Raw genomic sequence first — 14,857 nt, 5'->3', positions numbered from 1 at the left:
TTTTTACGGTATTACGCATTAACAGAATAACTTATTCAGCCGAAAAGCTGTGCTTTGGTCTTGCAAAAGGCCGTGTTTCAGGATACAAAAGCATACCTTTTGCAATGCAGTTTGCCGTCTTTTGTATTTTATTTATGGAATATTCTTATTTGCTTCAGCCGTAATCTCTTTCAGATTAGATGTTATAATCCGTCATATTTTCAACTCATGTCAGTTGGGTCTGACTTTCAACCGAAAATGCAAATAATAATAGGCTTAGGCCGGACGGCGTTTATTCATCCTCGCCTTCCGGTTCTCTGTTAGAGAAGATGCTGAAGTTCACGCTGCCGTATGCCCTGTGCTCAATGAATCCGGGCACATCCTCAAAGCTGTTGTTCTTGCCGTGTTCGAATACGAATATGCCGTTGGGCTTCAGCAGTCCGCGCTCAAGTATCAGCTTGGGCAGGGTGGGCAGTTCGGGCAGGGCGTAGGGAGGATCGGCAAAGATGAAGTCGAACTGCTGATGGCAGCTCTTTATGAAGCGGAACACATCGCCTCGCAGGGCGATGCATCTGTCGGTGCCGAGCTTCTTCAGGCATTGCTTTATGAAGGCATGATGGTCGCGGTCGGCCTCCACGCTTATCACGCTCTGACATCCTCTCGACACCAGTTCGAGCGATATGCTGCCCGTACCCGAGAAGAGGTCGAGCGCTATGGCGTCTTCAAGGTCGATGTATCCGTTAAGCACATTGAATATGTTTTCCTTGGCAAAGTCCGTTGTCGGTCTTGCCTTGAACGTGCGCGGTATGTCAAAGTGGCGTCCTTTATATATTCCTGTAATTATTCTCATTTCAGTTTATTCCTAATGTTGTTGTGGCTTTCTGTTGAGGCTTGCTGCCTGTCCCTGCTCCGTCTGGGGGCTTGTAGTGAGCTGCCTGCAGTTTTGCCTCATGCTGTTTCTGCGGCGTAGGCTTTCAGGCGTTACCGCTGTCTGTGCAGCCTGCGGCTCAGCTCTTCACGAAATATGTTATCAGGTCGTAAGGAATGTTCTTTATTGCCGTAATCGGAGCGCGGTTGAACTCGGCCTTCGGGTTTATCACGTATACGTTCTGTATGAACGTGTGCAGCTCCTGTGTCAGCTCCTCCCTGGCGGGCAGTTCGCCTACGAGGTGCAGCTCGTCGCGCTTGTTGTCGAAGGTAAGCTGCTTCCATACGTTCAGTATGAAGTATACGGCGTCGGGTGCCAGGTCGGTGTCAAAGCTGTTTGTAAACTTAAATCTGTTCTGCTGAAAGCTGAACACGTCTATCCTCTTGTCGTGGAAATACGCATACAGCTTCATCCTTATGCCGGTGAAGCTGCGGCGGTAGAGATGATTCCACACCGGCTCGCACACGTGTGCAAACCTTACGTCGCCGAAGTGGTCGTCGATGACCAGCTTCAGGTCTTTGTTTATAGAGTATACGGCCACGGCATTTAGCGAAGGCAGTACGCTCGACATCACCACTTCGCCCTCATGTCCGGTAACGGCATAGTGGTAGAGCATTTCCTTCTGGCTGTCTTTAAACTCGTCTATGGGTATCATTATCACGGGCGAGTCGATCATCACCATTGCTCTCTGCCATCCGTTGTTCAGCAGGTCAATCTCCCTGAACGCCTCTCTGAGGTTAGCCGCCATGGATATGCCGCTTCTCACGGTATAAGGCTCAAAGGTTATACCCTCGGGATTTTCTGCGCTCAGGGCAGAGAACGACAGCGAGTGCCTGCCTATGCGTATGGTAAGCCTCGGCTTCTTTGTTATTATGTTATTCCCAGTTTCCTGCATTATCGTTAGGTGTGGTTATGTCTCCAATTTTCAGTCCGGGGTATCTCCCCGCGTTGTTAGCCTCTTCGATGAGATTGGCTATGCTGTTCTCGTCGAGCCCCGACAGGTAGTCGTTATACATGGCTCCGCATTCCATCAGCGGTATCTGCCTGCCCGACTTGCTTATCTGCGTCGTTGCCGTAAGGTCGAATTTCTTTTTTCCGGCGAAGGGTATGTATTGCAGCGAGTCGGCCAGATAGCCTTCTCTGACCAGTATGTCGAAGCTTCCGCTGTAAGTGCCGTTGGCTCTGCGGTATTTCTCTTCGGCATATCTTATCTTCACCAGCCGCTCCTTCACCGCTTGCTCGCGTCCGGCCTGCTGCCGCTCAAATCTTATGGGCGAGCACACACTCATGACGCATGTTATGGCCAGCATGGCGGCTATGAGTGCCAGAATGTGATTGTTGCTGATTTTTATCATTGCCTTATTGACCTGCTATTTATGGCCGGCTGTGGTTAAGAACAATATTTTCTTAGTTCACATGGCATAAAATATCAATTATTTTATGTAAGTTTGCATTATGCTTTCGCATTCTGTGCATTTGCAAAATTACACTAAATAATTCGTAAAATCAAACCTTTGGCATAAAAACTGATGATTGTTGAAGAACTGGCAACTCAGATAATGCAGACTTTCGGCTTTGTGCCTACTGCCGACCAGGCTAAGGCCACGGCCGTGTTCAGCCGTTTTCTGCTCGACCGCGACGGCAGCTCGGTGATGATTATGCGCGGCTCTGCCGGTACGGGCAAGACGTCGCTTGCCGCAGCCATCGTTAAGACGCTTGTAAAGTTGCGCCAGAGGGTGATCCTGCTTGCCCCCACGGGACGTGCCGCCAAGGTGTTTTCGGTCAATGCCGGTCGTCCGGCCTTCACCATACATCGCCGCATATACCGTCAGAAGACCTTTGCGGGCGAGTCGACGGGCTTCAGTCTTAACGACAATATGTATCACGACACTCTCTTCATTGTCGACGAGGCGTCGATGATTGCCAACGGCGGAGGCGGCGAGGGAGCTGTCTTCGGCACGGGCTGCCTGCTCGACGATATGGTTAGCTTCGTGTACGGTGGCCACAACTGCCGCATGATGATCATTGGCGACATGGCACAGCTGCCTCCGGTGGGTGAGGAAGAGTCGCCAGCGCTGATGGCTGATTTTATGGCGGGCTACGGACTGAAGGTTTATCAGTGCGACCTTAACGAGATTTTGCGACAGGCATCAGGTTCCGGCATTCTTTATAATGCCACGGAGATACGCAGCATGATAACCCACGACGAGGTTACGCGTCTTCCTAAAATAACTTTTTCAGGCTTTGCCGACATACGCATGGTGCCGGGAGGCGAACTCATTGAGCAGCTTAACAGCAGCTACTCTGAAGTGGGCACCGACGAGACCATCGTGATAACGCGCAGCAACAAGCGCGCCAATGCCTACAACGCCGGCATACGCGGCATGGTGTTGGGCCGTGAGGAAGAGTTGACAACGGGCGACATGCTCATGGTGGTGAGAAACAACTACTACTGGACCGAAAAGGCTGCCGCCGAGGAAAAGGCTCTCGAGGACAGCAGCACGGGCAACGGCGACGAACGTAAGGCCGAAAGCCAGGCGTTGCCGTTTATTGCCAACGGCGACAGGGCCATGGTGGTAAGGGTTAGAAACCTGCGCGAGTTCTACAGTCTTCACTTTGCCGACGTGTGGCTTCAGTTTCCCGATTACGACAATTATGAAATAATGGTAACCGCCGTAACCGACAGTCTTATGGCTGAGGCTCCGGCTCTTACGCGCGAACAGAGCGAGCGGCTCTTCAACGGAGTTATGGAAGACTATCAGGATGTGCCTTTGAAAGCCGACCGCCTGAAGAAGGTAAGGCAAGACCCTTGTTACAATGCCTTGCAGATAAAATATGCCTATGCCGTTACCTGCCACAAGGCGCAGGGCGGACAATGGGCGCACATATATGTTGACCAGGGCTACATGACCGACGACATGCTCTCGCCCGACTATATCCACTGGCTCTACACAGCCTTCACGCGTGCCACAGAGAAACTCTTTCTCGTAAACTGGCCCAAGACGCAGACGGAAGGGTGACATTAATTATATTATTCTGCATTCATTACTTCACATAGTGTAATTAGTCTTTTTCAAGTAAAAAAATAAATAGTTATAATGACATCATTCTTATTTTTTATAGCAGGATTTCTTATTGCCGTAGTGGCAATGATGATAGTGTCGCAGCGCAACGCTGCTGCTCAAAAAGAAAACAACGCACGCTTGTCTAACGAGGCTGCCGCAAGCCGCCGCGAGGCCGATATGTTGCGTTCGCAGTTGGGCGATGCGCGTGAGGATGCCGAACGGCGGCTGACCGAATTGCGCCGCCAGTATGAACGGCTCATGGCTGATGCCGAGCGCAAGCATGCCGAAGAGAGAGCAGGGCGCGAGCTGCTTATGGAGAAACAGTTTAATGAGAGATTGCAGCTCTTGCAGGAACAGCTGCGCACAACAACCGAGAAACTCCTTAAGCAGCGGGCTGACGAACTGGACAAGAGCAACCGCAGCCAGATGGACTCGATAATAGCTCCGCTGAAAGCCGTAATGACAGAGATGAAAAAGTCGATGGACGACAACCGCGAGTCGTTCACACGCAGCACGGCTTCGCTCGGTGAACAGATAAGACAGATGCATGCCACAACGGCATCGCTCGGCGCTGAGGCTGAAAAGCTGTCGCGTGCGCTTCAGACAGGTCCTAAGATTCAGGGCGACTTCGGCGAGATGAAGCTCAATGACCTTCTCGATAAGTTCGGGTTTACCAAGGGCGTTGAGTATGACGTGCAGTACACCATGCGCGACGCAAAGGGCAACGTGATACACAACGACGACACCAACGACATGATGCGCCCCGACGTGGTGCTGCATTATCCCGACCATAAGGACGTGATAATCGACTCGAAGGCGTCGCTTACTGCCTTTATTAATTATGTAAACGCCGAGACCGACGACGAGCGCCGCAAGGCTCTCGACGAGCATGTTAAGAGCGTTCGCCGCCATGTAGACGAGCTTTCGGCAAAGAACTATGCCAAATACTCAATGGAGGGCGGCACCACTCTCGACTTTGTCATCATGTTCGTGCCGCAGGAGGCAGCCATGCAGCTTGCCGTGTCTGCCGATCCGTCGCTCTGGAACTATGCCTTTGAGCGCAAGGTGGTCATCACCGGTGAGCAGAATCTCTTCTCGTTGCTGCGCCTCTTGCAGATAGCGTGGACACAGCAGCGTCAGGCCGACAACCAGGAACTCGTGTTCGGACTTGCCGACACGCTCATCGAGCGCGTAGGGTTGTTTGTTGAACGTTTCGAGAAGATAGGCAAGAACATCGAAACCGTGCAGAAATCGTTTGATGATGCGCGCAAGGCCATAAAAGGCAATCAGAGCTTCATCGTGTCGGCGCGCAAGCTCGTTGAGATGGGCGCGAAGGAGAATCCGCGCCGTCCGCTGCCCGACATATCGCCCGACGACGACTCTCAGGCATGATGCCGTCCGGGAGCAGTCGCCGCGTGGCTTCCTTCTTGTGGCGTATTGTGTTGTAACGGCATTGTAACACGTCTGTAATAAATATGAATACAGTTATCATTACTTTTGCAACGGTTATTATAAAAAACAGAATGACTTATGGATAATAATTATCGAATACTGGTGGTTGACGACGAACAAGACCTTTGTGAGATTTTGAAGTTTAACCTTGAGACAGACGGCTATACCGTTGAGATGGCCAACTCGGCCGAGGAGGCTCTCGAGATGAACATCGAGAGTTTCAACCTTCTGCTGCTCGACGTTATGATGGGCGGCATGTCGGGCTTCGCGCTGGCTAAGCAGCTCAAGGCCGAACCTGCCACAAAAGACATCCCAATAATATTCCTCACGGCGCGTGACACTGAAAACGACACCGTTACAGGCTTCAATCTCGGTGCCGACGATTATATCTCGAAGCCATTCTCTATACGTGAGGTGCTGGTAAGAGTGCGCGCCGTGCTGCGCCGTACAGCCGAGCACAACGGTGTGCCGCAGTCGAACGTGATAAGTTATCAGGGACTCGAGCTTAACCTCGACAAAAAGACCGTAAGCATAGACGGCGAGGACATTCCGTTCACCAAGACCGAGTTTGAGATTCTTCACCTTCTGCTCGACGAGAAGGGCCGTGTGTTCTCCCGTCAGGAACTTATCGACCGCATCTGGCCAAAGGATGTGCTAGTGCTCGACCGCACTGTCGACGTAAACATAACGCGCCTCCGCAAGAAGATAGGGCGCTTCTCAAAGTGCATCGTAACACGCCTCGGCTTCGGCTATTACTTCGACGCCTGATGCGTTTTTACTAAAAATATAAATAAAGCAACCTAAATGAAAATGTGCAGAACATCTGTTGGCACGCGTCTTTACATCAGCGTGCTGTCCGTATTTGTGGTCTTCGCTGTGGCCTTCATCATCTTTCAGCACGCACGTGAGCGTGAGTATAAAATCAACACGCTCAACACGCGCCTGCAGGATTACAACGAGCGTATGATGGAGTCGCTGCGCTATCTTGACGACAGGTCGGACAAGACGCTCGACGGCTATGTGGCCAACCATTACATTCATGGTCTGCGCGTTACGCTTATCGACCGCAGCGGAAAGGTTGTCTATGACAATGTATATAAGAACTATAAGAAGATGGGCAACCATCTTTCGCGAAGGGAGGTCAGAGAGGCCATCAAGGACGGCAGCGGCTACGACTTCAGCCGTGTAAGCTCCACTCTCAATCAAGACTATTTCTATTCTGCCACCTATGTTCCGCAGTGCTCGCTCATCGTGCGCAGTGCCTTGCCCTACGACAACAGTCTTGCCAAGACTCTTCGTGCCGACCAGCATTATCTGTGGTTCTCGCTCGTGGCCATGCTTGTGCTTGTCTTTATCCTTTACCGCTTTGTGAGCCGTCTGGGCGACAACATCACCAAGCTGCGCCTCTTTGCGAGCCGTGCCGACCACAACGAGAGTCTCGACACCGAAGACCTTGTTGACTTTCCCGGCGACGAACTCGGCGAGATTGCAGAGCGTATAATAAAGATATACAAGCGCCTGCAGAAAACCAAGGAGGAACAGAACATCCTGAAGCGCCAGCTGACGCAGAACATCGCCCACGAACTGAAGACGCCCGTTGCAAGCATTCAGGGTTATCTTGAGACAATACTCGAAAATCCCAACATCAACGAGGCCACCAAGGAGCAGTTCTTGCAGCGTTGCTATGCACAGTCGCAGCGCCTCACATCTCTGCTTCATGACATTTCTACGCTTAACAGGCTCGACGATGCTCCCGAGATGGTCGACTTCGATGTGGTTGACGTCAGCCAGATGGTGTCTAATATTGTCAACGACACGGCGCTGCAGCTGTCAGAACGCAAGATGACATTCAGCAACATGCTGCCTGACGGCATCAAGGTGAAGGGCAACCAGTCGCTGCTTTACAGCGTGTTCCGCAACCTGACAGACAACGCCATAGCCTATGCCGGCGAAGGCACCACCATAACTCTTTCAGCCGTTAATGACAACGACTGCTGGCGTTTCACCTTCAGCGACAATGGTGTCGGTGTTCCTCACGAACATCTGGCACGCATCTTTGAGCGTTTCTATCGTGTAGACAAGGGCCGCAGCCGCAAGATGGGCGGCACAGGTCTTGGTCTTGCCATTGTAAAGAACGCCGTGCTGCTGCATGGCGGAACAATTAAGGTTAGCAACAACCTCACAGGCGGTCTCCGCTTCGACTTCACATTGAAAAAATAAATTTAAGCGAAGAGCAGGCGCGAAGAAAAATTAATACTCTTGTGGATTATTATTTGGAGTTAAAGTAGTTATAGTAGTTAAAGTCAAATGCCTCGTGGGTATAATCTGCTACTTGGCATTTGGATTTTTCACTCTTCACTCTTCGTTCTTCATTTAAATATGCTCCTTTAACTCCAAATAATAATCCACAAGAGTATTGGATTTTTCACTTTTCCCTTTTCATTTTTCACTTAAATATGTTTCTTTGTTTGTAAATATTTCTGATGCTTTCTGTCCGTTTGACGCTCTCAGAATAGCGATGTTCATCGCAAGTCTGTGATTTGGCGTGAAAAACGGCAAAAACCAGGCATTTCCGTTAAGTCTCTGTCATTCAATGTCTTATACCGTTTTAAGCTCAAAACTTCAATAGTTAAAAAATATTACTCTGCCGTTTACGCTCCAAAAGTGGCCGACTTATACTCTCAAAAGCGCCCTTTAATCACTCTAAAACCATGCTTTTACGGCTCAAAATCCATGTTTTTTGCCTCGTTATCCATCCTGATAAGCAAACGAATGTTAACCATTTAGCGTTTTCGCGCCATGCAATTAACATCCGTTGTCTTTTTGTTTTCCAGATTGAAAAAATATTTTGTCCTAAGTTTTTACTTAAAGCAAGAACTGCTGATTAAAGGAAATCCAAAGAATTTGCGGCTTGGAACGAAAAGAAGCAACAAGACTATTGTTCTGTCGGATATGCTATCCGACAGCATAAAATATAAGGATCTTTGATCCGCAACTCATACCTATTAATCAAAAATAGGAAGTGAGCGGATTAAAATCCTTATATTCAATTCCGGCAGATTGCAAATCTGCCGGCACATTAGCTTTGTTGGTTCAAATCAGTTGTACATACGGCGTATTAGTTTTGTAATGATAAAAAAGTCATAAAGCAACAGGACTATTGTTCTGTCGGATATGCTATCCGACAGCATAAAATATAAGGATCTTTGATCCGCAACTCATACCTATTAATAAAAATAGGAAGTAATCGGATTAAAATCCTTATACTCTATTCCGGCAGATTGCAAATCAGCCGGCACATTAGTTTTGTTGATTCATATCGGTTGCACAAGCGGTTAAATGAAAAGTGAAATAACAATAATCCACAAGAGTATCGAATTTTAATGTTCTGTCGGATATGCTATCCGACAGCATAAAATATCAGGATCTTAGATCCGCAACTCATACCTATTAATAAAAATAGGAAGTAAGCGGATTTAAATCCTTATACTCCATTCCGGCAGATTACAAATCAGCCGGCACATTTGTCTTGTGGCTACAGGGCTTTGTTGATTCATATCGGTTGCACAAGAGGTTAAGTGAAAAACGAAAAATCCAAATGCCAAGTAAGTTGAATTATACCCAACAAGACATTTGACTTTAACTCCTTTAACTACTCTAACTCCTTTAACTACTCAAAAAAAATATTATCTTTGCATCTCGAATACCATTTAAAACGATGAAAAGAATTATAACCAACATAACGGGCGGCCTGTTATTGGCCGTATGTATAGTGCCAACACTATTATCTGTTGTATCTTGCGGACAGCAGGCGGCAGACAGAGATATTGCTGCGGCAGACAGTCTGAGCGAGGCGGCACCGCAAAGGGCGATGACGCTTATTGACAGTCTGGAGGGAGAAAGCGCCATGAACAAAAGCCGGCACATGAAGCTGTTGCTGCTAAAGGCTAAAGTAAGAAACAAGCTCGCAATGCCCATGAGCACCGACTCGCTGAAAGACATTGCCGACTATTTTGACAAACACGGAGATTCTAACGAACGTATGCTCGCATACTATATCCTTGGAAGCGCATATCAAAGAAGTCAGGATGCCCCCACGGCATTGCAGTATTTTCATGAAGCAGCAACAAAGGCAGACACCACTGACAGCAGCTGCGACTTCCTTACACTGCACAGAATACACGTATGGTCGGCAGAGATTTTAAAAAATCAGCGTGCCATAAGCGACGCTTTCCACGAAAATAGCCTGGCGTTTAAATACGCAATGAAGGCAAAGGACACTTTAAGTGCTATTATTACATATGAGCAGAAGGCCAATATTTATTCTAAACAGTATTTAATAGACTCAGTCATCAGCATACGCGAAAAGCTGTATGGACTTTACTCCAAATACGGATATAAAAGAGAAGCAGCCTACTCTTTAGGGCCACTTATTGACATTTACGCAAAAAACGGAAACATATCAAAAGCCAAGCATGCCTTGGATGTATATGAAAAAATGAGCGGAAGATTTGATAAATATGGCAACATTAAAAAAGGCCTGGAAGTGCATTATGCAATTAAAGGATATTATTATCTTAGCATTAACGACTATGACTCTGCAAGGCTGTGCTTTGACAAGTGCCTGAAAACAACATCCAATTATCCTAATGATTTTGGATACAGCTACGAGGGGCTTACTGAATTATACAAAAAACTTCATCGGCCTGACTCTGTTGCAAAATATTCTGAATTAACACGCCAGATGACAGATTCTTTTTATGCCCGTATGTCAACCGAACATCTCCAGCAGATGCAGGCAATGTACAACTATAACAGATACAGGCAGAATGCAGAAGAGGCTGAGAAAGACGCATTGCGGACAAAATATATCAGCATAATCATAATTATGGCTATCATGGCTGCAGCCATTGGCGGGGCACTGGCCGTGAGAACATATATAATAAGGAAACGCAGGGCAAGAGTTAACGAGATAAAAGAATATAAACGCAGCATAAGCGAACTGAAGAAGGCAAGGCGCGAGCTGGACATACTGACCGAAAACAGACAGACACGGATGGAAAGTCTGATTAAGGAGAAGGAGGAAGAGATTGAAAGGCTGCAAAAAGAGAAAGCCGAATATGAGAAAAACAAGGACATTGCAGCCCGAATGACGCCGTTTGCAGACGAGCCTGTCGTAAGAATTTTACGTAGACATGCCGAAAAGGAGCACGTGATGATGAGCGGAGAAGAGCGCAAAATGCTCATAAGCCTGTTTGACAGCTACGAAGAAATAAGCCGGCTGAAGGCCGTTTTGAGTGAAAGCGAATACGAGCTGTGCCTCTTGGTCAAGCTGGGCTTCGCACCTTCGCAGATAAATATGCTTACCGGCCGCAGTCTTCAGGACATTGCCAACATACGAAAACGGATGTATAACAGAATAACCGGCAAAGACGGCTCGTCGAGAGACTTTGACAAATTTATAAAGTCTTTATAAACAGTGATTTACGTCATGAAGAAAATACGTGCTGTGAAATCTTTGTGAAAAGATTTTACAGCACGAAACTTAATGAGACGTACGTCCGTAGAACTGTTGTGAACAGCTAAATTTAATGAAAAACACGTTTGTGAAGTTTTGTGAAGTTTGCAGCTTTTCGCAAAGAGTCTTGTGAACTTTTTGTGAACTTTTTTAATTGCCAAAATTTGTTTTTATTATAAAATTTCCGTTGTTTTGCGAAAGTAACGGCGCAGGGCGATCCGGCAAACTTGCAAGGTTGCCATGTAAAACGTTATTGATGATGCCACAAAAAGACTGGAGATGCGAATAAAAATAAAAACCATAAAACTTTAAGAAAGTAAATCGTTAATCGTAACATATTAATAATATGAAAAGATTCTTGTTAATACTCTTATTTCTTAACGCCATTGTCTGCACCTATTCACAGATTTCCTTTTCAGGAAAGATTAATACAGAAACGGGTGCGCCTCTTAAAGATGTGCAGATAATGCTGCTGAAGAACGACACTATCGTAGCGCTGGCGTCTACTGACGCCAAAGGCAGATTTGCCTTAAAGAACCTGAGTCCTGATACATATAACATAGAGCTGTCAGCCTTGGGATATTCATCGGTAAACAAAGAAATAAGCCTGACCGAGGATTTGAGCGAAGACTTTGTGCTGCGTGAGAAAGACATACAGCTCGACTCAGTGCTGGTTACTACCGAACGTCCCCGGGTGACCACGGCAACAGGACATATATATTACCTGTCTAAGAAAGCGCGTGAAAGCGGAAATCCGTATAAGGCGTTGCAGGAAGTACCCGACATTATCAGTAATTATATAACAGAAACGGTGAAGTCACTGGACGGAAAGCAGCTGCTGGTGCTTGTTGACGGAATAAGAGTTAATTCAGGAATTACGACAATAGACCCGAAAAGGATTGACTATGTGGAGATAAAAGATGTAGTGAATGCGAAATACATGCGTGAGGGCGTGCAGAAGATATTGGACATACGCCTGAAACCGCAAAAGACCTTGTATCAGTTTTACGAGTATGGCCTGCGCAATGATTTTCCGCACTACTGGGGCTCAACGTGGGGAAAAATTGAGATTGGCAACAGCAAGTTTTCAGTCTATGCCGACTTCGGGCCTGAATACACACACGACCAGAAATCAGAAAACGGCATCTGGACTATAGTCAAAAGTAAGTGAAATGCGAAAAATCATTCAAAAAATAGTATCTTTGCACTATGGAAATTCAGTTGTCGACATCAGAAATGGAAGTTTTGCGTAAACTTCAACGGAATTTAGCCGGAAGTTCCGACTATGCCCGTGTGACTTGCATTCTGATGTTGGGCATGGGTAATACGCCCTCTTTCGTGTCCTCATGTCTTGGAATAGACGTTTCCACTGTATACCGTTATCGTTCCGCTTATTTACATGGTGGTGCTGATGAACTTCTGGAAAACCGTTACAAGGGTTATTGGGGGCTTCTTGACAGCCGTCAGCTGGCAGCCTTGTGCAAGGAACTACGCGAGCACATATATACGGATGCCAAAGGTGTGGCGGCCTGGATAAAGTCCGCATTCGGCGTTGAATACACTCCCCAGGGGGTTGCAGACTTGCTGAACCGCATCGGATTTACCTATAAGAAGACATCGGAAGTCCCTTGTGAGGCTGATGCCTCAAGGCAGGCGGCCTTTGCCGGGAAACTTTCAGAAATTCTTTCCGGTATGCCGGAAGATGCGGTGGTTTATTATGCGGACGGTGTCCATCCGACCCACAACAGCCGTTCCACTTATGCGTGGATAGAGAAAGGCGAGAGACTTGAACAGCCGACCGTCAGCGGTCGTGACAGGGTGAACATCAACGGGTTGCTTAATGCATATGACGTGACAGATGTGATAGCGCATGACTGTGAGAGCGTCAATGCCGAATCCACCCGGGATGTTTATCAGTCAGCCTTGGAAAGGCATCCCGAAGCTTCCGTCATCTATATCATCTCCGACAATGCCCGCTATTATCACAACAAAAAGCTCAAGGAATGGGTAAACGGGACGAAAATCAAACAGATATTCCTGCCGCCTTACTCGCCGAACCTCAATTTGATTGAAAGGCTTTGGAAGTTCCTCAGGAAGAAGGTCATTAACACCGGATTCTACAGGACAAAAGAGAAATTCAGACAGGCCATCAAGGATTTCTTCGACAATATCGGAAACTATAAAGAAGAGTTGGAGTCACTTCTAACTCTCAAATTTCGTTTGTGTAATTCGCAAACCATTTCTTTTTAACTATAAAAGCAACAGCTATATAAAGGACATAAACGAAAAGACGCTGTCAAGCAGCAAGACGCTTGACTATACTTTGATGCTGAAATACAAGCCGACTGAAAAAGACTATCTCGCAGCTTATTTTCAGGGAAACAACAACAGCGCGCACGCTGAGACGGAGGGCAGCGGAACGTTCGTTGACCTTGTTAACGGAAATTCGGGCAATGACGTCATGACTTCCGACTATAAGTCGAAAAACCTGTCAAGGGTATATTCAGGCACACTGTTCTACAGACACACGATAAACGACAAGATGATGCTTGAGAATTATCTTACGGGCACGTATAATTATAATAATCTGAGAAACAACACAACCGACATATATCCGGCAGAGACATGGAAGGACATGACGGACTTCAGCACACGCAAGAACACAGTGTCGCAGACGAGCGAATTTACATGGGATGTAAACGACAAGACATCGCTTACGTTTGGAAATGCGACAACTTACATAAACGACAAGCTCAGCGAAAAATACGGCATGCTTCCCGTCTACCGTCATAATGAATGGAGCGAGTTTCTTTATGCATCGGCAAACGGAATGATAAAGAATTTTATGTACATGGTTTCGCTCGGATATGAGGGCATATGGCGCAAGTCGGCCGGAGTGTCAGACCATTATTATCGCCCTTATGTGTCGTCAGCGTTTACATGGAACATGAAAAAAGCAGGAAGCCTGCAACTGGGCTATACGCTGAACAGCGCCGCGCCCGACGTGGCTATGCTGAATCCGTATGACACGTCGACCGACTCGCTTCGCCGTAACGTTGGCAATCCTTACCTAAAGCCACAGGAAACTCACGGCGTTTCGCTGAGATACTCGTACTATAAAAACGGATTTTACGCAGGAGCCTATTTTAACTACTGCTATATAACGGACAGATACGAGAATATAGGTTTTGTTGACGACAACGGTGTCTATACGTCAACATTTGAAAACCTTGGCCACTATTCAAATATCAATCTGTCGGCCCTGTTTAACTACAGATATAAAAACACCACCGTAGGTACGACCCTGACGCATTTTGTAGAATATTATCCAGGACAAGATGCCAAGAAGAGCTTTATGGGCAACCTCTTTCTGTTTCAGACCGCCGGCAAATGGGGCTTTTACGGTTCTGTGGCCTATACCAATTACACGTACACGAACGTGTCGGCACAGCACAACCTTACGCCTACGACAAGCAATATCTTTGTGTCGTATAACATCACGCCAAATATATCGCTGTCGGTTGGTTCAGAGTTTCTTACAAAGGACCTCAAGTCGAAGATGCGTGTACGCGACAAAGAGTATGAAATGTCAATCTTAAACAAGAAAGACGTCTTTCATCCTTATATATTGTTCAGATGGACAATAAGAAAGAACCAGAAGAAGAGAATAGACCTGGACAACAATATCGTGAAGGACATACAGGATGACATCAACTTGATGAACCGTAAATATTAGTTTGATTTTCGGGTGTTATAATATAAATGAAATAAATTTAAACTCAAACGTCAATACGACTCGATGCAGTGCGGCATAGCATGCAGTGCATGATATGCCGCCACTACGGCGCAGGCCAAACCGGCATCATTGCAAGTTTTCCATGAAAAAACGTTGTTTATGATGTCACAAATGGCAAT

The 14,857-nt window shown here is 47.0% G+C and carries 11 protein-coding genes; 8 read left to right on the top strand and 3 right to left on the bottom strand.

Going from position 1 to position 14,857, the window contains the following annotated elements; all coding sequences use genetic code 11:
• Positions 1-271: 271 nt before the first annotated feature.
• The 3 genes from EJL04_RS08885 to EJL04_RS08875 all read right to left on the bottom strand — a co-directional run bounded on the left by EJL04_RS08885 (position 272) and on the right by EJL04_RS08875 (position 2,262).
• Positions 272-829, bottom strand: a complete 558-nt coding sequence (locus EJL04_RS08885) for an RsmD family RNA methyltransferase (protein WP_021855667.1) — start codon at positions 827-829, stop codon at positions 272-274.
• A 157-nt stretch (positions 830-986) separates the two neighbouring features.
• The gene (locus tag EJL04_RS08880) at positions 987-1,802 is read right to left on the bottom strand and encodes a DUF3822 family protein (RefSeq protein WP_053397933.1); all 816 of its coding nucleotides are present in this window, start codon (positions 1,800-1,802) and stop codon (positions 987-989) included.
• A complete protein-coding gene (locus EJL04_RS08875) occupies positions 1,783-2,262 on the bottom strand; it encodes a hypothetical protein (protein ID WP_021855665.1) in 480 nt (159 codons plus the stop codon). Before EJL04_RS08875 ends, EJL04_RS08880 begins: the two co-directional genes overlap by 20 nt.
• A 174-nt stretch (positions 2,263-2,436) precedes the next feature.
• Here EJL04_RS08875 and EJL04_RS08870 point away from each other — a divergent pair, with 174 nt between their 5' ends.
• From EJL04_RS08870 to EJL04_RS08835, 8 genes are all read left to right on the top strand, one after another.
• Positions 2,437-3,927, top strand: coding sequence for an ATP-dependent DNA helicase (locus tag EJL04_RS08870; protein ID WP_125104691.1), 1,491 nt, complete (start codon positions 2,437-2,439; stop codon positions 3,925-3,927).
• Between the two features lie 78 nt (positions 3,928-4,005).
• Complete coding sequence (locus EJL04_RS08865; protein ID WP_125104690.1) at positions 4,006-5,364, top strand: DNA recombination protein RmuC; 1,359 nt, start codon at positions 4,006-4,008, stop codon at positions 5,362-5,364.
• A 138-nt stretch (positions 5,365-5,502) separates the two neighbouring features.
• Complete coding sequence (locus tag EJL04_RS08860; RefSeq protein WP_021855662.1) at positions 5,503-6,192, top strand: response regulator transcription factor; 690 nt, start codon at positions 5,503-5,505, stop codon at positions 6,190-6,192.
• Between the two features lie 42 nt (positions 6,193-6,234).
• Complete coding sequence (locus EJL04_RS08855) at positions 6,235-7,644, top strand: sensor histidine kinase (protein ID WP_125105332.1); 1,410 nt, start codon at positions 6,235-6,237, stop codon at positions 7,642-7,644.
• A gap of 1,498 nt (positions 7,645-9,142) precedes the next feature.
• Positions 9,143-10,900, top strand: coding sequence for a hypothetical protein (locus tag EJL04_RS08850; protein ID WP_125104689.1), 1,758 nt, complete (start codon positions 9,143-9,145; stop codon positions 10,898-10,900).
• Positions 10,901-11,288: 388 nt separating this feature from the next.
• Positions 11,289-12,113, top strand: a complete 825-nt coding sequence (locus EJL04_RS08845) for a carboxypeptidase-like regulatory domain-containing protein (RefSeq protein ID WP_125104688.1) — start codon at positions 11,289-11,291, stop codon at positions 12,111-12,113.
• 38 nt (positions 12,114-12,151) lie between these two features.
• Positions 12,152-13,192, top strand: a complete 1,041-nt coding sequence (locus EJL04_RS08840; RefSeq protein WP_125103825.1) for an IS630 family transposase — start codon at positions 12,152-12,154, stop codon at positions 13,190-13,192.
• Positions 13,193-13,268: 76 nt separating this feature from the next.
• On the top strand, positions 13,269-14,678 hold the full coding sequence (locus tag EJL04_RS08835; protein WP_125104687.1) for an outer membrane beta-barrel protein: 1,410 nt from the start codon (positions 13,269-13,271) through the stop codon (positions 14,676-14,678).
• The last annotated feature ends 179 nt before the right edge of the window (positions 14,679-14,857 follow it).

The sequence above is a fragment of the Prevotella marseillensis genome (genome assembly GCF_900625065.1).
GTDB classification, from domain to species: domain Bacteria; phylum Bacteroidota; class Bacteroidia; order Bacteroidales; family Bacteroidaceae; genus Prevotella; species Prevotella rara.
This window is presented reverse-complemented; position numbering and strand designations above follow the sequence as displayed.